This window comes from Paenibacillus silvestris (assembly GCF_009882985.1).
Lineage (GTDB): Bacteria > Bacillota > Bacilli > Paenibacillales > NBRC-103111 > Paenibacillus_E > Paenibacillus_E silvestris.
The window spans coordinates 447,521-466,760 of the sequence record NZ_WTUZ01000020.1 but is presented as its reverse complement, the minus strand read 5'-3'; the positions used below and the strand labels follow the sequence as shown (position 1 = coordinate 466,760).

The window sequence follows — 19,240 nt, the reverse complement described above, 5'->3', positions numbered from 1 at the left end:
TCAGGATGACATATTAAGATGGCCAATCGGCATAGTCTAGGAAAGCGGACAGGTTCCTGCGAATATTTTATGGCATGAAATATGGACTAGGGATGACCTTGTGAGGCAAAAGCTCATACAATAGAGTAAAATGGTGAAAAATACCCGTTTATGGATAAGAGGGAAGTTTATGAATAAACATGAAGAGGAGAAAAAGGCGCTGGAGCAAGCTGCTATCGATATTTTCCTTGAACTATATAATATAAATAATCCGATTGCGCTGCAAATGGTTCGGCAACAGGAGAAGCCCGATGCGCTTCTAGAGGATATGAATAACGAATCGATAGGACTCGAAGTGACCCATTTGTTCTACGATATGGAGGAAGCCAGACTCATGATGTCACGGTCTGAGCTTACGAAGCCTGGGGCGGAAGTGCTGGATAATTTTATTAAGGTCATTAATGATCGAATCGTTAGTAAAGAACTAAAGTTTCAGGATTATTCCCATGATTACCCTTGTATGCTGCTCATACGCAATGTTTCGCTGCTGTTTGGGATGTCTGATGTGCTTAGCTTCAAGCATAAGCTTGTCCAACCAAGTGGAATGTTCACGCAAGTATGGCTGTTGTCCAGAGATTTTACATCGGATTGGCTGTTAATTAATTTATATGAGGTTGGCGGCGGAGGGGTGAAATGAAGCGTCTCTATGTGGGGCTTGGTACAGCATTTGGCGTCTATGCGATCATCATGATTGTGTATTTATTAAAAGGAGATCTATTCTCGATCCCTCATGCCCTAGTGGGCACAAGCGCAGATCCGCACACGTTCATGACCGTGCAGGAAATAGACAAAGCTGAGTCGCTGTCACGTATCCGATCATTAGCTTATTTCCTCAGTTCTCCACTGCAAATCGGCTTGATTCTGCTGTTCCTTGGAGTGGCCGTTCATATTCGAAGCTTTGCTGAAAAGCTGTTTAAGGCTTCGTTCCTGCAAATGATCGTTTTTGTGCTTCTATTTATTCTGCTGATGGACGTGCTGTTCTTGCCAGTGGATTATTTTCTGTTCAAAATCGACCAAGCCTATGGGGTATCCACAGAGACGCTGGCGATTTTTTGGGGCGATCATGGGAAAGATTTTCTGCTTAATGCGGTAGGAACGATTGTCATGGTTTGGATATTCAGACGGGTGCTGCAATGGAGCCCCAACCGGTGGTGGATCTGGTTCTGGCTGTTGTCTGTTCCATTGATTCTGTTCGTCACCTTCATTCAGCCCGTTGTGCTTGATCCTCTGTATAATGATTTCAAGCCGCTGCAGGATCAAGAGCTTAAGGCGCAAATTCTTCAATTGGCCGCGCAATCGCACATTCCCGCCAAGCAGGTGTATGAGGTCAATATGTCCGAGAGGACCAACGCGATTAACGCATATGTTAATGGAATTGGCGGTAACGCACGAATCGTACTTTGGGATACGACGCTGAAAAAGCTGCAGCCTGATGAGATTTTGACCGTGATGGCGCATGAAATGGGGCATTACGTCGAAAAGCACATTTATATCGGCATTGCCTATGGGATCGCGCTTAGCTTTATTGGTTTATGGCTTGCGTTCCACGGGTATCGCTTTTTTCTTAAACGTTGGGGCTCCAGATGGGGCATTCGGGGAGAAAATGATTTAGCGGCGCTGCCTATTCTGCTGCTGCTCATTACGTTCATGAGTTTTGTCTCCGCGCCTGCTCAAAATGCTTTCTCCCGTGTGATCGAACATCGGGCAGATGTGTATGCGATGAAAATGACAGGAGACGGCAATGCCGCCATTCGCGCTTTTCAGCACATTGCCAAGGAGAACTTAAGCCCTGTCACACAGCCAGGGCTGGTTCAGTGGTTTCGTGGCTCGCATCCGGACATCATGGATCGGATTATGTATTTTAAGCAATTTGATAAATAAAAGGCTAGTGAGGAAGCGGGCAATCGCTTCTTCACTAGCCTTTATAGGTTATGTTTTGCTGAGAATACCGCAATATCGCTAAGACGATTACTCAGAGGGAACTATAGGCCTCTATTTTGAGGAAATGGAGCCTTTTCCACTTCGAGTGGAACTATAGGGATTTAATTGGCTTCCATAGCACAGTTTTTGCATAAATCTGGCGGAATAACGAACTCTAGTTCCCACTGTAAATGGAAACTGTGCATTCTCAGGGGAATAGCGAACTCCAGTTCCCTTTAAGGCATAACAACCAGACAAGGAGATAGACATCTGGAGCCAATGAACTACTGCTCATTCCTGCGCGTCATTTGCTGCCAAACAGAGCCTTCAGCTGCATGCCCGCCTTCAATGCGCTCCAGCGCGATTTTCACCTGCATGCGAACTTCGAACTCGGGATCGTCCGCTGCTTCCTGCAGGTCCTTCAGTACGGAGTTGTCGCCAACCTCGTACAAGAAGCGCGCTGCGCGCCAACGGACCAGCTTGTTGCGGTCCTTCAGCGCCTTCGCCATCGCTGGCATGGCGGCGGGGTCGCCCAGATCGGACAGCGTATCGCCAGCCGTCCGACGAACAGAGGGAGTATCGTCCTCGAGGGCACGATACAGGAAGGGCAGTACCTCGGGTTCTTTGATATCCCCGAGGTACACCGTTGCCAGTCGCCGAATCGACGTGTTCTCGTCCTGCAGGGCATGGACGAGAAGCGGCAGCGTCTCTAGCGACGGCTGGATCTTCTGAAGCGCGGCGTAGCGCAGCTTCCAGTCACTGTGGCGCAGCTGTTCCAGCGTTGCGCCAGTCTGTTCTTCTTCGGCAGCCTCCGAAGAAGCGGGAACCGGGGTCTCCAGCATCGCGCTGGAGACCAGGCCTTCGACGCGGGCGTCGTCGTAAGAAGCGTCCAGCTCCTGGACGACTTCACCCGCGATGTCTTTGAGCTCGCCGTAGCGAACGCCGAGCTCTTCGAGCTTGCGCTCCTTGATCAGGTTCGGCGATGCCGTACCTGCGCGGACCGCGGCCTGGGTGAAGCGCTCGGGCATCGCCACGCGCGCTTCTTCGTTGCCGGCGCGCACCCGCACCTGGAGCGGGATGCCGCGGAACATCTGCACGAGGACTTGTGCCTCTCCGAAGGCTGCTTCAGCCTGCGGTTGTTCCAGCGGCAGGTCATTGCTGCTGCCTTGGCCTTGGACTTCACCGAAAATCTCGCGGGCTTTGGCCAGGATGAGCTGCCAGTCCCCTTTGGAGGTACGGTCCAGCGCAATGAAATCTGCTGCGTGGAATACGCTGATCACGCCCTGTACAGCGAGTAATTGCTGAACGTTATCTGGGGCATCCGTGCTATTTTTCTTTGTATAGGTTTTGCGCACGCCAGCTGGCAGTGATTCATCCATATTGAGCTTCATAGAATTTGGGCTAGGTGTAGGTTCTATCGATATAATTTTCATTAATGACACTCCTTCCAGTCGGATGTTACATGAAAAGACCCGGACGTATGAACGTCCAGGCCTGTTTATAGGCATTTCATATTAATCTAAATCAACGAGATTGCGATTTAAGTATTTATCGAGCGTCTTGGTGAGATCAAACACCGTATGTGCCAAATCCACATTCTCGAAAACATGATCGCATTGATCGCGGTAAGCGAGCTCGTCTTCGTAATAAGAGAGATACTTCTGAATGATCTCATTAGAGTCTCCGCTTTCTCTCATCCGCTCTTCGAGAATACTGCGCTGAGCGTAGATGAAAACCTGTACGACTTGATCTCCGTAAAGCTTTTTGAGCGTTTCCGCACCAAAGCGGTTCAAGATTAAATAAATGCTTCCACTGTGTTCGAACATGCGTTCAATATCGGCACTTTTAATCCCATATAAATGATCATTGACGGTGCTAATCTCAATGAATTCACTGTTTGCTTGCGCCTGTACGAACTCAGCAGGGGAGATAAAGTGATAATCTTGACCGTCTTCCTCAGTTGCCCTAGGAGGTCTGGTGGTGTAAGAGATAACCTGCTTCATGCCTAGTGTAGAGCCAGACATTTCAGCAACCGTCTTACGACCGGCTCCGTGTGGACCGGTGAATACAAAAATCATTTCCTTGTCCTTTAATGCGTACATGGAACATACCTCCTTATTTGTGAAAAGTGAGGGGTAAATCCTACGTGCGTGCAACGGTATGAAACGATTTTTGTCTAAGTAGGATCACTTTCAGCCGTACTTATATTCTACATGGTTCGGGTTATTCGGTAAAGGTCTAGCGTTGGAAACGCTTTTTTGACTAGCGTTTCCCGCCGCGTCCGCCGCCTCTTGGCGCACTGCTGCGAGGTGAACCGCTTCTGTCGCCGCCGCGAGGCGCTCCAGTACGAGATCCAGAACCGTCGCTGCGTCCGCGCGTTTGAGCGCCACGTTCGCCGCTGCCTTGGTAGCCGCGTGCTGCGCCAGGGCGGTCACTGCGTGAAGCAGCTCCGCCGCGTGCTGCTCCGTAGCTGTCGCTGCGTCCAGCACCGCGCTCGGCGCTGTCACTGCGGCCTTTGCCGCCGCTGCGAATCGCGCGTGATGCGCTTGCTGCATCGTCGCGGCCAGTGCCGGCGTACTTGTTGTACGGCGAGTAGGATTTATCGCCGTGAGGAGCAGAGCGCTTGCGGTCTGTGCCATCACCGCGACCTGCGGTGCGTGGAGCGCGTTCGGCAGACTCGCCGCGTCCCCATGAACTGGTGACTCGCGCTTTCGCAGCGCTCATATTGTCTCCGCGGCCTGGTCCATCGACCGGTTCTTTTCTTTCTGCGCGACCCCAAGTGTTCGGGTTACGCTCCGAATTTACCTTCGCAGGGCGTTGTCCTCTTGGCGCATCGCTGCTGCGCGCACCAAATTTATCGCCGCCTCTGGAAGCAGGACGTCCAGTACCGTATTGCATGCCGGATTTGTCTTCACGAGCGCCAGATCTTCCGCGGCTCTGTTGACCGCGCGGTTCTGATGTCCTGCCGCTGCGACCGCTGCGAGCAGCTCCGCCGCCACGACGGCCAGATCCTCGGCCTTCTTGCTCGAAGTGATCTTCAGAGCTGGAACGAACGCGGCGTACCTTAGGCTCGGAAGCCCCTCTCAAGGACATCTTGATCCCTTTTTCGATCAGTTCGATTGTCAGCATATCCCGCTCGGTAGCGAAAGTCACGGCAACGCCCGTATCTCCAGCACGGCCCGTACGTCCGATTCGGTGAATGTAGCTTTCGGCGTCTTGCGGCACATCATAATTGAAGACATGCGTGACACCTTCGACATCTAGCCCTCGCGCAGCAATATCCGTAGCGACCAACAACTCAATACGACCATCTCGGAATCGTTTCATAACTTGCTCGCGTTTGGCTTGTGATAAATCTCCGTGTAGTTCGTCAGACATAAGCCCAAGTTCCTGTAAAGCTTCATTTAATGCAATAGCTCTTGCCTTGGTTCGGCAGAAAATCATCGCGAGGTAAGGTTTATATTGTTTAATAGCTGCAATCAAAGCATCCTGCTTCTGACGATCAGTGGTCGGAATGAGAACTTGCTCAATTTCGGTCAACGTCACTTGTTTGCTTTGAATTTTAATCTCTTTTGCTTCCTTCATATAAGCTTTGGACAGGTTCATGACTTGTTCAGGCATGGTAGCGGAGAAAAGAAGGGTTTGACGATAAGGAGACGTTTGCGCAATGATATCCTTCACCTCATGAAGGAAACCCATATGCAGCATTTGATCGGCCTCATCCAATACGAGTATTTTCAATTTATAGAAATTGATAGAACCGCGGCGAAGGTGATCGAGCAATCTTCCCGGTGTTCCTACTACTATATGTATGTTCCCTTGAAGTTTTCTAAGCTGCTTTTCTACATCCTGCCCGCCGTAGGCTGCAAGTACCTTTGCTCCCGTCACAGGGACAAGGTCTTTCAGCTCATTCGTAATTTGAATCGCCAGCTCGCGTGTTGGTGTAAGAATCAGTGCTTGAACATCTGCGCTCTCTACATCAATCGTTTCTAATATTGGAAGAACAAAGGCAAGAGTTTTACCTGTGCCTGTTTGTGCTTGTGCAATAACATCCGCGCCTTTTAATAAAACAGGTATTGCTTCCCTTTGAATGGGGGTCGGTTCGATAACACCTGATGCTTGTAAGACTCCAACGAGTCTTTCTCTAATTCCTAATGAGGCAAATCCACTTGACATGGTAATTGGCCAGCTCCCTTTTTCCTACTATTTATAGGGATCTTTGGTGGTAGTCCAAAGTCTCTCCTTGTTAAGACGATTCCCCCATTGTACAGGAATGCCAGACAAATGGAAACAGGGGCCGGCCTACAAGCAATAAATATCTACTTTATATAGAAGAAATTGAATTTATTTATCTGGCAATACTTGAGCTGTCCCAAAAACGCGCTCCACAGTCTGGTTGAAGTCGGTCAGCAGCGGCATAAGCGAATGGCCTTTCCAGCTTTCCTGCGCATAATTGTTCATTTTATTGAGGAAATCCCGATTAGCTGAAATATAGACATCCATCACACTTGGTTGGAGCAGACGGATTTTCTCCGCCATAGCTTGTTTAAAACGATGAGAGAGCAGGTCATGATGGACGGCAGTCTCGTAACTGTTGTACCCGTTGTTTAAATCATTAGAAGGCAGATAGTCATCATGAGGAGCGTTATCATTGTAAAAGCCTTTGTTCGTTCCCTGGTTGTTGGTCTCTTTTGTCGTACCTTTGGTACCCGTAGCGCTGCTGTCAATCATGAGGGCCACGTAGGCGTTTTTGTCCGTCGTCATGACGATGGCCGTATTTACACCATTCATCGCATTGAGTTGATTAGAAAGAAACTGATTGTATGCGAGACTAGTATTATTGTGCGATACAGGACCATAGAGCTGTTGGGTTTGGTAGGCTCTCTCGGAATCTGTCGATTTATCGACTGGGGAACCGAAGTTGGTATGGTCGGGACTTTTGCCATATTCCCGTCCACCCTCCGTGCAGCCTGATAAAGTTAGCATGAGGAATAGCAATCCAGAAATCGGAAAACCTAACTTACTGAGCATCAATAATGACCTCCCAATCTAGAGTGTAATGTCTATAGGATGGGATGTTTCTCTCCTTTTATTCGTGTTCAGAAATATACGCTTTTGTGCATAAAGAGGTGGGTGTATGGAAATAACCATGAAGGGAAAATATATCGCTACAGAGCGGTTTAAGAACAATTTGTGAACTCTCCTCCAGCGATTGACAAAAACTTTTCACGAATTTATAGTTAATAAAGTGAATTGACATGGGCATGGCCATCGTGGTAAAAATAATGTTTTAAAAGTGGGGTTGATACAATGAGTCGATTGAAAAAGTTATGGCGTCTGCTACCCCTTTTAGCGGTAATGACGTTCTTGCTAGCCGGGTGTGGAGACCCAACTCTGTCTGCTTTGCAGCCAAAAGGTCCTGTTGCATCAGAGCAATTGTTTTTGATGAAATTAAGTCTCTTTATCATGGTTTTTGTCGTAATTGTCGTATTTGCGATTTATGTGTATGTGTTAATTCGGTTTAGGAAGCGCAAGAACGACAACAGCATTCCGAAACAAGTGGAAGGAAGCCACGTGCTTGAGATCATCTGGACCGTTGTTCCGATTCTCTTACTGTTAGTGCTTGCGGTGCCAACAGTATCTTACACATTCAAGCATTCAACGAACTACACTAAGGACAAAGCCGCCGTTCACGTCAAAGTCACTGCGCATCAATTCTGGTGGCAGTTTGAATATCCAGATTTAGGCATCGCGACAGCGCAGCAGCTTGTTGTGCCTAAGGATAAAATTATTGCATTTGAACTTGTTTCCGCGGACGTCTCTCACGCATTCTGGGTACCATCCCTAGGCGGTAAAGTAGATACGAACCCTGGAATCACGAATACGCTTTACCTGCAAGCTGATGAAATATCTACATTCCAAGGTAGATGTACAGAGCTTTGCGGAGCGTCTCACGCATTGATGAACTTCACGGTTGAGTCGAAGAGTCAAACGGATTTCGATGCATGGGTAGCGAAAATGAAAGCACCAGCAACTGTGCCGGCAACAGCTCAGAAGGGTGAAGAACTTTTCAAAGAAAATTGTATGTCTTGTCACGCAGTTACTGCTAATGGTCCTGGTGTTGCTCCGAACCTCAAAGGTTTCGCTGATCGCGATACACTTGCTGGTATTTTGGAACATACTCCTGAGAAAATGGCGCTGTGGATACATAATCCGCAAGAACAGAAACCGGGCAACAAAATGCCAGCGTTCGGTCAAGCGGCAGGCGGTAAGCTTGATGACGCACAAATTAACGATATCGTTCAGTACTTACAGACTTTGAAATAAACTTCTCAGGTAAAGGAGGTTAATACGTTGGCTCACTCTCACCCAGTAAAAAAACATACCGGTCTCATGGATTGGCTTACAACAGTCGATCATAAGAAGATCGGTATCCTGTACTTACTTGCGGGCGGCCTTTTCTTCCTCGTAGGAGGACTTGAAGCCATTCTGATTCGGATTCAGCTCGCTTATCCGGATCAACATATTTTTGTCGGTGATTCATTTAACCAATTAACAACGATGCACGGAACAACGATGATTTTCTTTGCGGCGATGCCGATCATCTTCGCATTCATGAATGCCATCGTTCCTCTACAGATTGGTGCAAGGGACGTTGCGTTCCCATTCGTGAACTCACTAGGTTTCTGGCTGTTCTTCGCGGGCGGCGTCTTGATGAACACAAGTTGGTTCTTGGGTGGTGCACCGGATGCTGGTTGGACGGGATATGCGCCATTGTCCTCGATTACCGACAGCGGTTGGGGGCAGACGCTCGAGGGTAACATTCAAGGTACAGATTTCTATGTACTAGGTTTGCAAATTGCCGGTATTGGTACACTTATCGGGGGGATTAACTTCCTCGTAACAATTATTAACATGCGTGCACCTGGTCTTACATATATGCGTATGCCAATGTTCACATGGTCAGCTTTCATCACTTCTGCTTTGATCGTACTTGCTTTCCCTGCAATTACAGTAGCACTAGTTGAACTTATGTTCGACCGTGTCTTTGGCGGAGCATTCTTCGATGCTGCCAGGGGCGGTAACAACGTATTATGGGAGCATCTATTCTGGATTTTCGGGCACCCCGAAGTTTACATCCTGATTCTTCCAGCGTTTGGTATTATTTCTGAGATCGTATCGACGTTCTCCAAAAAGCGTCTTTTCGGATACAGCTCCATGGTCTTCGCAACTGTATTAATCGGTTTCTTGGGCTTCATGGTTTGGGTTCACCATATGTTTACAACAGGCTTGGGTCCAGTTGCTAACTCGATCTTCTCGATTGCAACAATGGCGATTGCCGTTCCTACTGGTGTCAAAATCTTTAACTGGTTGTTCACCCTTTGGGGCGGGCAAATTCGTTTCACAACAGCTAATATTTTTGCAACAGCTTTCATCCCGACATTCGTTATGGGTGGAACAACAGGGGTTATGCTTGCGATTCCAGCAGCAGACTTCCAGTACCACGATACGTATTTCGTAGTTGCTCACTTTCACTATGTTATCGTTGGTGGTCTAATTCTTGGCTTGTTCGCAGGTCTTTACTACTGGTGGCCAAAAATGTTTGGTCGCACGCTCAGCGAAGGACTCGGGAAATTACATTTCTGGTTGTTCTTCATCGGTTTCCATTTAACATTCTTCCCGCAGCATTTCTTGGGTCTAATGGGGATGCCGCGTCGTGTATTTACGTACCAGCCAGGGTATGATCTTGAAGTAGGTAACTTGGTTTCTACAGTAGGTGCCTTCTTCATGGGTATCGGTACGCTCGTGTTCCTAATCAACATCATTGCAACAGCAAGGAAACCAGTTACGGCGCTATCCGATCCTTGGGATGGTCGTACATTGGAGTGGTCGATTCCTTCACCTGCACCTGAATATAACTTTAAACAAACTCCGCTTGTTCGCGGCTATGATGCACTTTGGAAAGAGAAAATGGCAGGTAATAAGCAAATGACTCCGGCAGAACCGGTTGGTTCGATTCATATGCCGTCAGCATCCATCTTGCCGTTAATGATGTCCGTTGGCTTGTTCATTGCTGGTTTTGGTTTTATGTACAAAAACTACTATGTTGCAGGCGCTGGGATCATTGTTACATTTATTGCTATGTTCTTACGCTCCGTATACGACGATCATGGTTGGCATATTGAACCGGAAGAACTTGAAGATGACAAGGGGGTAAAGGCATGAGTACTCATCATACGGGCGTACTGCCTGCTAATCCGGAAACGGCTACCCTCGAAGGGAAAAATAAGGTTCTTGGTTTCTGGTTATTCCTTGGCGCCGAAGTTGTATTGTTTGGTTGTTTATTCGCAACTTACATTGCACTTCGGAACTCTGTTCCAGACGGTCCGACAGCTGATGAAATTTTCAAACTCAAAACAGTGGGTTGGTCAACTTTCATCCTCTTAACAAGTAGCTTAACAAGCGTGTTCGCGATCATCGCGATGCACAAACAGAAGCTGGGCCAATTGTTATTCTGGCTTCTTATCACGGTATTGTTTGGTCTTTCGTTCTTGGGTCTTGAGATTTATGAGTTCGTTGAATATGTTCACGAGGGTCATAAATTTACAACAAGTGCCTTCTCAACATCGTTCTATACGCTGGTTGGGTTCCACGGAGCGCACGTTGCCTTCGGTATTTGCTGGATTACACTGTTGATTCTACAAGGACTTAAGAAAGGTCTTACCGTTGTTACAGCACCTAAGTTCTACGTAGCAGCGTTGTACTGGCACTTTATTGACTTAGTCTGGGTATTTATCTTCACAGTCGTTTATCTGATGGGGAAGGTGGGTCATTAAGATGAGCAGCAATTCTCACGATACACACGCACCTAGCAAACGAGTAAAGCATGAATCTCCATTGAACCACTACTTGTCTTACATTATCTCGATCTTGCTGACAATGCTTGCATTTGCAGTTGTTCTCTACGGAGACCTCGATCGTTCGTTTATCTTGATCTTCATCGTCTCTTTGGCCCTTGTGCAAGCTATTATCCAGTTGTTCTTCTGGATGCATGCCAAAGAAAGAGGGCACCTGTTCCCGCTAATTTTTCTTGGGGGAGGAGCTTTCGTAGCTCTTACTGGTGTTATTACAGCTGTATATTGGATGTGGTGGTAAACCACTGGAAGAGGCAACTTTGTCTAGGCAAAGTGCCTCCTCTTTTTTTAGCATGAAGGTCTAGCATGAAGTTGAAAGGAGAAAGAGATCAGGTATGAGCCAAATTGGTGGGTTTTTTGAGTTGTGGAATCCTGTATTACTGTTGGTGGTCGTCGTTGTCGGATATACATATCGTCACTTTGTCGCTAAGGGGAAAGGGAATTCAGCAAATATTGAGCCAGTTTCGGCTTCACAGATGATCTCTTTCTATGTTGGGCTTGCTCTTTTCTACATTGGTCAAGGGAGTCCGATTAATTATATCGGACACCACTATTTGTTCAGCATGCATATGCTGCAGCAAACTATTCTATATCTCATCGTACCTATCTGTATTTGGCTGGGCACACCAGCGTGGATGATGCGTTCGATAATGAAAATTAAGGTTATTCGCGGTATATTCTCATTTTTCACACGACCGTTGATTGCACTATTCCTATTTAACATGCTCTTCTCCATATATCATATGCCTTTGGTTATGGATTACTTGATGATCAATGATCTATCGCTTTTCGGTTACCATACGGTGCTGTTATTTACGGCTTTTATGATGTGGTTCCCTGTTTTTTGTCCACTGCCTGAGATGAATCGCTTGAATGATTTGAAGAAGATGGCTTACATCTTTGGTAATGGCATTTTGCTGACACCAGCCTGTGCGCTCATTATTTTCGCGGATACGATTATTTATGACATGTACGCGAATGTATCCGTACCCTTCGCCCATTTATCACCTCTTGATGATCAGCAATTGGGTGGCGTTCTAATGAAGATGGTCCAGGAAGTTGTCTATGGAGCAACACTTGCGTATATTTTCTTCCGTTGGTATCGCAGAGAGCGTAAAGAAGATGACGATATGGATCTTATTGAGGCACAAGAGGGTCTGAATAATCAGAGCGGTAATTGGAATCGCGCTTAGGGGAAAGGATTTAGGGAGATGCACATTTTACCAACGATTTCTACGATGTTTATCGTGATCAGTGCCATTTTTGTCGGTTTCGGGTGGTATCATATTGTGAAAGGGAACCGGGAAACCCATCAGAAGCTGATGGTTCTTGGAGCTATTTTCGCACTAGCGTTCTTTATTATATATATGTCTCGTACGTTGTTTGAGGGTAACACCTCATTCGGTGGACCAGAGAGCTTGAAACTGCCGTATCATTTGTTCTTGTTCTTCCACATTGCCTTAGCTACGGTGGGCGGTGTTCTTGGATTAATAACACTTTGGTTTGCCTACAAAAACAAATTTCTTAAGCATAAGAAAATTGGCCGCGTGGCTGCAATTGTGTGGCTTTTAACAGCACCGACGGGTGTTTTGGTTTATGTTTTGCTCTACTTGATGTATCCGGGTGGGACGACGAAGCCGGTTATTGATGCGATTTTTGGATTGTAGGAAATAGATTCCGAAGAGGAATAAAGAGAAGAAGCTAATTCGCTGTGTTGAGCAGTTGAGTTAGCTTCTTTTTTTGTACGGAATTTTATCCTTAACCGTGAGCTGCATCCGTGTTCATGTAGTTGATTGCCCACATATGGCCGTCCAAGTCCTCGAAGGCCCAATGATACATGAATCCATAATCCTCAGGTTCTTCGTACGATTTCCCGCCTAAGGAGACCGCAGTATTCACGATTTCATCCACCTTTTCTCGGCTCTCGAAGGCCAATGCGATCGTCATTTGCGCATACTTTTCGGTATCAACGGTTTCCTTCTGCGTGAGCGACTTTAAAAGTTCTTTGGATATCAACGAACTTATCAACATACCAGTGGCACCAACCACTCGCAAAATTTCTTCTATTTACCAATTTCATGTAAACTATAATAATAGAACATTAATCTCTTAGCTCAATCAGAAAGGCAGGTTCAATCCATGACATACCCGCTTACAGTAGACAACGTTTCCAAGCAGTACGGTGAGAAAACAGCTGTGAACGCTATCACTCTGCGTGTGCAGGAGGGAGAAATTTATGGACTGCTAGGTGCTAATGGTGCTGGAAAAACGACAACGATGCGAATGGTTCTAGGACTTATATATCCCGATCAAGGACAAATTTTGTGGAAGGGGCAGGGCTATCGGGAAGAGTTGAAGAGGCTTATGGGCTACTTGCCCGAAGAGCGCGGCTTATATCCTAAAATCAAAGTAAGCGAACAAATTATATACTTAGCAGAGCTGCGCGGCTTATCTCGTAAGCAGGCAGAGACGGAACTGAAAGCTTGGCTTGAACGGTTCGACGTCCCTGAGTACTACAATAAGAAGGTCGAGGAGCTGTCCAAAGGGAATCAGCAGAAGATCCAATTTATTGCTGCCGTGATTCATAATCCTGATCTTTTGATTCTGGATGAGGCCTTTAGCGGACTTGACCCCGTGAATGTGGAACTGTTGAAAAAGACTGTGAAGAGCCTCCGTGACGAGGGGAAGACAATACTCTTTTCGAGTCACCGCATGGATCATGTGGAGGAGCTGTGCGAACATATCTGCATTCTGCATCGTTCAAATACGATTCTGCAAGGAAGCCTGAAGGAGATTAAATCTACCTTTCCGAAGGAGAGAATCACGCTGCAAACCGAGCAGCCAATTATGGGCTTGGAACAACTCCAAGGTGTTACGTCTGTGGAGAGACAGCAAACCGGCTATCACATTCGGATAGATTCCACTGCTGATGCGCAGCAGATTTTGCACCATGCGATAGGACAGTCTGCTATACATAGGTTTCAAATCATGGAGCCTACGCTGAATGAAATCTTTATTCAAAAGGTGGGAAAAGCGCATGAATAGGACATGGACTGTTATCAAATTCACCTATTTAACCCGTTTCCGCTCCAAATCATTTCGCGTGATGAGTCTTATTCTCATTGTACTGTTATCGGTGCTCATTCACTTGCCTACGATAATGGAGAAACTATCTTCGCATGAAGCGACGAAAATCGGCATTTTCGCAGGGAAACAAGGGGAGGTTGCAGGGAAGCTGGCCGCTTTTTATAATACTCAGCAGAATCCGGAAATCGTCATTGTACCCCTACTAGACGCAGGAAGTGCTGCCGCGAATGAGGCACTCGGGAAGAAGCAAATAGCAGACAAAACGATAAAAGGTTATCTTGAGTTTACAGATACAGCCGTATCCGGGTTCCCAAAAACGGTTTATAAATCCGAAGGAACGATGGAATTTTCGCTCAAAAACAAGCTACAGACAGCCCTACAACTGGTCAAAACGGACGTGGTCCTGCAAGGAGCAGGAATTGCCCCTGAGCAAAAAGCCAACATGCAAGCCCCCGTCTCCTTGGAAACGGTGCAGCTTCTATTGAACAATGAAGGAGCAGGCAAAACAGAGTCGCAAATGGTCATGTCCTATGCCCTCGTGTATGTCATGCTGTTCATGTTGTACATGGGCGTCATTGGTTTCGGCAACATGGTAGCCATGGAAATAACCGCAGAGAAGAGTTCGCGAGTAATGGAACTGCTCATCACAAGTGTGTCACCACTTAAGCAGATGTTTGGTAAAATTGTAGGTATCTGCTTGTTGGCTTTAACACAGATAGCCCTGTCCATCGCTGTAGGTGTTGTAAACTTAAGCTTATCCAGCAGCAGCCAGCTCGTCTCACAGCTCAATCTGAATTGGGCAGATCTGCAGGTTTCACTCATTGTTTATTTCTTGATCTTCTATCTATTAGGCTTCTTCATTTATGCGACCGTTTTCGCGGCAGTTGGTTCGCTGGTAAGTCGAACAGAAGATGTGGGGCAGGCGATTATGCCCGTGACGATGCTGGTCGTAGCCGCGTTTATGATCGCAATATTCGGATTAAACAATCCGAATACAGGATTCGTTGTCACGATGTCATTCGTGCCATTCTTTTCACCGTTAATCATGTTCCTGCGGATTGGGATGAGTTCACCAGCGTTGTGGGAAATATGGCTGTCAATCGTCATCCAATTGGTCTCAATTGGCGCAATGGCTTGGGTGGCGGCCAAAATCTATCGCACGGGCGTGCTCATGTATGGTAAAAGGCCTACCTGGAGAGAACTTCGTAAAGCGATGCGGGCTTATAAGATATAAAGTAGTTAAGTTTAAAATTATATTGACATAAACTATATTTAGTAATATATTATTTTATGTAAACTTTTTTTCATAACCTTTTTTTCCTTATGGGATTCGGAGTGGAAGCCGAATCCCACTTTTTTTATGCTCAAATACTTACTTTCAGCACATAGGCCAGTTTTGTATATACATATTGATACCGGTAGCGATGGAGTAGGTCCATAGGCATGAAATATAATTAAGAAAAAAACTATATTGACTTAAACTATATTATTTTGTATATTATAAGAGGAAATTGTATTCTTCATAAATGCAGTGGGATTCGGAGGGGATGCCGAGTCCCACTTTTTATTTTGTTTATATGATTGATAGATTCACTTCTAGGAGGATTCCCATAACCGCTGGAATCTAGCACAGACCATCAGGGAACTAATGCCAACGCCCATATAGTATTGACTTTAAATACAATTATAAATATAATCAATTAAGTAATTATATTTAAATATATAGTTTTAATCTAAACTATCTTAACTGATTAAACCTAACCCGGTTGCATCACATTTATTATTTTGAAGGGAGAGGATTTCTCTAGCATAGATTCAAAACCGAAGTCTATTAAGTCAGTTTGGCATTGGTTCTTGTTGCTAAGTTATCGGGTGATAAGGTGATGGAGTTAGAAAGTTTTGATGTTAGCAGTAAGGATTCACACTTATAAAAAATAACATCTAATTCGATTTATTCGAATTAGGGAGGAGAGAGTATCAAATGAAAAAGATGAAAAAAAGTCTTCAGGTAATCACAACAGCGACAATGGTTTTCTCGATGTTTGCATCAGTAGCGATGGCGGAAACAACAGCAACACCAGATTCTACGGTTAACACTGTCAGTACACAAGCAACTACGGTTAAGACATCCAAAGATTTCACAGATTTGAAAGATCTTGATGAAGCAACGAGAGTTAAGTTTGACGCAATGATCAGCGCTGGTATCTTCGATGGAGTCAGCGAAACAACTTTTGGACTGAAAGAAGAAATGAACCGCGCACAATTCTCGAAAGTTGCGGCATTGGTTATGGGTCTAGAAGTTAACAAAGATTTGAAAACATCCAGCTTCACTGACGTGACTGCTGACGATGCAGCCAACGGCTATGCTCTTCCATATATCGAAGCTTTGAAAACAGCTGGCGTAACAGACGGTTACGGCGAAGGTACTTACAACCCAGCTGGTAAAGTAACAAAAGAACAATTGGCTACTTTCTTGGTTCGCGTACTTGGTAAAGATGCTGAAGCTAAAGGGAAAACAGGTACTGATACTACTGTTTCCGATTGGGCTCAAGGTTATGTAGCTTTGGCGCTTGAATTGAAGCTTTTCCCTAAAGCAGATACTGGTTTCGGTGGCCAAACCAATGCTACACGTGACCTGCTTCTGACAGGTGCGTATGAAGCCAAAGCTCAGTATGTTGCTCCTGGTAAATTAACGGTAACTGGCGCTAAGGCAGCTGGCGTTCAAAAAGTTGAAGTATCCTTTAACAAACCGGCTGATACAGATAAAGCGACATTTACTCTTAAAAAAGGCACTACTGAAATTAAAACAACGGCGAAATGGTCCGATGATAAGAAAACTGCTACATTAACGCTGACTGACGAGAAACTTCGTACTGGTGAGTATAGTGTTGCTGTTAATGGTCTGGATGCATCTAATGTTGAGAAAACAACGGCTACTTTCACTGCGAAAGACGAAGTCCTTCAAAAGATTGATTTTGTAACTGTTGGTGATACAATTGCTCATTCCAAAAGCACTGTTGTTAAAGCGAAAGGTGTAAACCAATACGGTGAGAATGCTTCCTTCAATGCTGGTAGCTACACAGTTTATCCAGGTGGTGCAACTGTCACTAAAATCAATAAATTAGATGATGGAACTTTGGCAATCACGCTGGATACATCCGCTAGCACAGCTGGTGTAGGTATTGTTTCTCTATCCATCGTGAATAACGACCAACACGTAACTGCAGCGAAGAACTTCAAAGTAGGTACTGACCCAATTCTGACTAAACTTGAGCTGGGTGAAGCAACATACTCCAATCCTAACAATGCGATCTCAGGTAAAGGTGACTCCGTTAAGTTTGACCTTAATCTTTTTGACCAATATGGCGGCAATATCACATACGATTCCCCATACTTCAAAAAAGAAGATGTTAACATTATTTGGAACGAGTACATTGGTACAAACACAAAAAACAGCAATGAAATTATTAAACCAGAGTTCGAAGACAATGGCAGCAATATTCCTCGCCTGAAACTCTCTTTGACTGACAATGTTGATAAGAGCGGCGATTACACATTCACGATCATGAACCAAGCAGCTGCAGCTACTGGTAAAATAAGCATCAAATCCGTTGCTGTCGCTACAAAAGTTGAAATTGGTGACTTTAACGACGTAATTGCTGCAGGGGATCAGGATGTATATATCCCAATTGCTGCTTATGATGCTAGCGGAAACGCTCTGAGCGCTGATGATTTAGCTAGCGACACTAACCGCGAAAGAATCAGAGTTACAGTATCCGGTGTGGCTGGCAATATTGCTGGACAAGGCGAGATTATGGAATCAGGTGCTCATAGAGGATCTGTACATTTGAAAAATATTACTGGTGTATCTAAAGGCTCTGTTTCTCTAACATTGGTGATCGCTTCTCCGAACGCAACAAGCACGGCTACAAAAACATGGACGGTTGCTGATGTTCGTGTTCCAGATCGCATCAAAGAAGTAGTGAAACCTGCGAAAGAAATGATTGGTTATAACAATCCGACTTCCGGTGATGCGACAGTTGCATCCAGCTCCAATTTCCAATACCAAGTTCTTGACCAATACGGCAGAATTATGGACTACAACTTGGATACAAACGGAACGAATGGCAACGGTAGTGTAGGCACTTCTGTAACTTATGATGTATATGTACAACTTCAAAATGTACCAGACGCAAGCAATAACAATGACACAAGCTTCAATGCATTTAAAGTAACTAGAATTGATGATGTATCTAAAGTGCTTGTTGATGGCAAAACTAAAAAATCATTCACTGGTTCTGACGAAACAGATGAAAATGCATTGAAAGAATTCAATAAAGGCCTAAAAATTACGGCATTCGCGGGCAACGAAGGTAAGAAAGCTAACCTGCGTGTAGGAATTCGTAAAATTGATAAAGCCGATCCAACCAAAACACAAGAAATTACCTACGTTGAGCAACAAATTGCAGTAGCTCCAGCGGCTAACTCTTCCACTGGTGAAGATTGGAATTATACGTTGAGTGCTCCAACTAAATTGTTCAATACACTCGACAGCGATATTTTGGACGGTGCTGGATTTGACCTAGCTCCTGCAGGTGCTATTTCTAAATTCGCAATGAGTAATCGCATTAACTTTAAAGTAACAAATGCTGCTGGAGATGTAGTTTCTGTACCAAATAACTTTATTACGAATGTAACGTCTTCCAACCCTACCGTAGTTAAAGTAGACAAACGAGTTGCTGGTGGTAGTTATGGTAGATGGTACATGCTCGGTAATAAAGCGGGTACTGCTACGATTACAGCAACTTATATTGATAACAAAGGAAAAACGAAGTTCGCTACACAAACTGTAACAGTAACTTCAGATGCTCCAACAGTTGCTGATATGACGGCTAGCAAGAAAGTTACAGTAACTGGTGGCGGTACTTATGCTGCAACGACAGACTACGTTCCTTTCGGTGGCACGGCAGTAGGTGGAGTAGCAGGGAACATGGGTCTAACTAGTGTAGTGGTTACTGATTCCTATGGGGTTAGTTACGATTCTAGTGATGTTAATAAAATGAACTTCATTTATGGTCTTAACTTCACAGTTCAACATGTACGTCCTACGGCAGGCGCAGAGACGGACGTGACTATGGATTCAGCTAACAATGTTATTGTTGGGACTGCATTCAAAGGAACTTTCGATGTTATCATTATTGCACCAAGCGGTAAAACAACGACAACAGAAGTAACTGTTAAGTAATCTTGTACGTAATGCATAAATAAGAGAAGATCCC

At 45.4% G+C, this 19,240-nt stretch carries 15 protein-coding genes and 1 pseudogene; 11 read left to right on the top strand and 5 right to left on the bottom strand.

Annotated elements, in window-relative coordinates; translation table 11 throughout:
- The first annotated feature begins 169 nt into the window (after positions 1-169).
- Complete coding sequence (locus GQF01_RS17370) at positions 170-676, top strand: hypothetical protein (protein WP_161407982.1); 507 nt, start codon at positions 170-172, stop codon at positions 674-676.
- A complete protein-coding gene (locus tag GQF01_RS17365) occupies positions 673-1,920 on the top strand; it encodes a M48 family metallopeptidase (RefSeq protein WP_161407981.1) in 1,248 nt (415 codons plus the stop codon). The genes GQF01_RS17370 and GQF01_RS17365 overlap by 4 nt, the downstream gene beginning before the upstream one ends.
- Before the next feature lie 323 nt (positions 1,921-2,243).
- Here the strand turns inward: GQF01_RS17365 and GQF01_RS17360 are convergent, their stop codons facing one another.
- The 4 genes from GQF01_RS17360 to GQF01_RS17345 all read right to left on the bottom strand — a co-directional run bounded on the left by GQF01_RS17360 (position 2,244) and on the right by GQF01_RS17345 (position 6,990).
- Entirely contained in the window at positions 2,244-3,392 is a 1,149-nt protein-coding gene (locus tag GQF01_RS17360) for a conserved virulence factor C family protein (RefSeq protein ID WP_161407980.1), read from the bottom strand.
- 81 nt (positions 3,393-3,473) lie between these two features.
- A complete protein-coding gene (locus tag GQF01_RS17355; protein WP_161407979.1) occupies positions 3,474-4,061 on the bottom strand; it encodes a guanylate kinase in 588 nt (195 codons plus the stop codon).
- Between the two features lie 160 nt (positions 4,062-4,221).
- A complete protein-coding gene (locus GQF01_RS17350; RefSeq protein WP_161407978.1) occupies positions 4,222-6,135 on the bottom strand; it encodes a DEAD/DEAH box helicase in 1,914 nt (637 codons plus the stop codon).
- A 168-nt stretch (positions 6,136-6,303) separates the two neighbouring features.
- Complete coding sequence (locus GQF01_RS17345; RefSeq protein WP_161407977.1) at positions 6,304-6,990, bottom strand: hypothetical protein; 687 nt, start codon at positions 6,988-6,990, stop codon at positions 6,304-6,306.
- Between the two features lie 279 nt (positions 6,991-7,269).
- Here GQF01_RS17345 and coxB point away from each other — a divergent pair, with 279 nt between their 5' ends.
- The 6 genes from coxB to GQF01_RS17315 all read left to right on the top strand — a co-directional run bounded on the left by coxB (position 7,270) and on the right by GQF01_RS17315 (position 12,541).
- Complete coding sequence (gene coxB / locus GQF01_RS17340) at positions 7,270-8,286, top strand: cytochrome c oxidase subunit II (RefSeq protein WP_161407976.1); 1,017 nt, start codon at positions 7,270-7,272, stop codon at positions 8,284-8,286.
- Between the two features lie 27 nt (positions 8,287-8,313).
- Positions 8,314-10,185: a cytochrome c oxidase subunit I gene (ctaD, locus tag GQF01_RS17335; protein ID WP_161407975.1), complete on the top strand. Its 1,872-nt coding sequence runs from the start codon at positions 8,314-8,316 to the stop codon at positions 10,183-10,185.
- Entirely contained in the window at positions 10,182-10,796 is a 615-nt protein-coding gene (locus tag GQF01_RS17330; RefSeq protein WP_161407974.1) for a cytochrome (ubi)quinol oxidase subunit III, read from the top strand. The genes ctaD and GQF01_RS17330 overlap by 4 nt, the downstream gene beginning before the upstream one ends.
- A 1-nt stretch (position 10,797) precedes the next feature.
- The gene (locus GQF01_RS17325) at positions 10,798-11,115 is read left to right on the top strand and encodes a cytochrome C oxidase subunit IV family protein (RefSeq protein ID WP_161407973.1); all 318 of its coding nucleotides are present in this window, start codon (positions 10,798-10,800) and stop codon (positions 11,113-11,115) included.
- A gap of 94 nt (positions 11,116-11,209) precedes the next feature.
- Positions 11,210-12,067 (top strand): cytochrome c oxidase assembly protein, encoded by an 858-nt coding sequence (locus tag GQF01_RS17320; protein ID WP_161407972.1) that lies wholly within the window; start codon positions 11,210-11,212, stop codon positions 12,065-12,067.
- Between the two features lie 18 nt (positions 12,068-12,085).
- Positions 12,086-12,541, top strand: a complete 456-nt coding sequence (locus GQF01_RS17315; RefSeq protein ID WP_127453741.1) for a DUF420 domain-containing protein — start codon at positions 12,086-12,088, stop codon at positions 12,539-12,541.
- 91 nt (positions 12,542-12,632) lie between these two features.
- On the opposite strand, the pseudogene GQF01_RS17310 reads toward GQF01_RS17315, so the two are convergent.
- Positions 12,633-12,863: pseudogene (locus GQF01_RS17310) on the bottom strand (VOC family protein); the annotation flags it as partial.
- 150 nt (positions 12,864-13,013) lie between these two features.
- On the opposite strand from GQF01_RS17310, the gene GQF01_RS17305 reads away from it, so the two are divergent.
- The 3 genes from GQF01_RS17305 to GQF01_RS17295 all read left to right on the top strand — a co-directional run bounded on the left by GQF01_RS17305 (position 13,014) and on the right by GQF01_RS17295 (position 19,206).
- A complete protein-coding gene (locus GQF01_RS17305; protein ID WP_161407971.1) occupies positions 13,014-13,919 on the top strand; it encodes an ABC transporter ATP-binding protein in 906 nt (301 codons plus the stop codon).
- Positions 13,912-15,195, top strand: a complete 1,284-nt coding sequence (locus tag GQF01_RS17300) for an ABC transporter permease (RefSeq protein ID WP_161407970.1) — start codon at positions 13,912-13,914, stop codon at positions 15,193-15,195. The genes GQF01_RS17305 and GQF01_RS17300 overlap by 8 nt, the downstream gene beginning before the upstream one ends.
- A gap of 747 nt (positions 15,196-15,942) precedes the next feature.
- A complete protein-coding gene (locus GQF01_RS17295) occupies positions 15,943-19,206 on the top strand; it encodes an S-layer homology domain-containing protein (protein WP_161407969.1) in 3,264 nt (1,087 codons plus the stop codon).
- The last annotated feature ends 34 nt before the right edge of the window (positions 19,207-19,240 follow it).

What these genes read in the sequence shown, in the direction of transcription:
- GQF01_RS17330 (WP_161407974.1), top strand. Translation starts at nt 10,182, where the DNA reads ATGAGTACTCATCATACGGGCGTACTGCCTGCTAATCCGGAAACGGCT.
- GQF01_RS17370 (WP_161407982.1), top strand. Translation starts at nt 170, where the DNA reads ATGAATAAACATGAAGAGGAGAAAAAGGCGCTGGAGCAAGCTGCTATC.
- GQF01_RS17305 (WP_161407971.1), top strand. Translation starts at nt 13,014, where the DNA reads ATGACATACCCGCTTACAGTAGACAACGTTTCCAAGCAGTACGGTGAG.
- GQF01_RS17325 (WP_161407973.1), top strand. Translation starts at nt 10,798, where the DNA reads ATGAGCAGCAATTCTCACGATACACACGCACCTAGCAAACGAGTAAAG.
- GQF01_RS17345 (WP_161407977.1), bottom strand. Translation starts at nt 6,990, where the DNA reads ATGCTCAGTAAGTTAGGTTTTCCGATTTCTGGATTGCTATTCCTCATG.
- GQF01_RS17360 (WP_161407980.1), bottom strand. Translation starts at nt 3,392, where the DNA reads ATGAAAATTATATCGATAGAACCTACACCTAGCCCAAATTCTATGAAG.
- GQF01_RS17295 (WP_161407969.1), top strand. Translation starts at nt 15,943, where the DNA reads ATGAAAAAGATGAAAAAAAGTCTTCAGGTAATCACAACAGCGACAATG.
- GQF01_RS17315 (WP_127453741.1), top strand. Translation starts at nt 12,086, where the DNA reads ATGCACATTTTACCAACGATTTCTACGATGTTTATCGTGATCAGTGCC.
- GQF01_RS17350 (WP_161407978.1), bottom strand. Translation starts at nt 6,135, where the DNA reads ATGTCAAGTGGATTTGCCTCATTAGGAATTAGAGAAAGACTCGTTGGA.
- GQF01_RS17355 (WP_161407979.1), bottom strand. Translation starts at nt 4,061, where the DNA reads ATGTACGCATTAAAGGACAAGGAAATGATTTTTGTATTCACCGGTCCA.
- GQF01_RS17365 (WP_161407981.1), top strand. Translation starts at nt 673, where the DNA reads ATGAAGCGTCTCTATGTGGGGCTTGGTACAGCATTTGGCGTCTATGCG.
- coxB (WP_161407976.1), top strand. Translation starts at nt 7,270, where the DNA reads ATGAGTCGATTGAAAAAGTTATGGCGTCTGCTACCCCTTTTAGCGGTA.
- GQF01_RS17320 (WP_161407972.1), top strand. Translation starts at nt 11,210, where the DNA reads ATGAGCCAAATTGGTGGGTTTTTTGAGTTGTGGAATCCTGTATTACTG.
- GQF01_RS17300 (WP_161407970.1), top strand. Translation starts at nt 13,912, where the DNA reads ATGAATAGGACATGGACTGTTATCAAATTCACCTATTTAACCCGTTTC.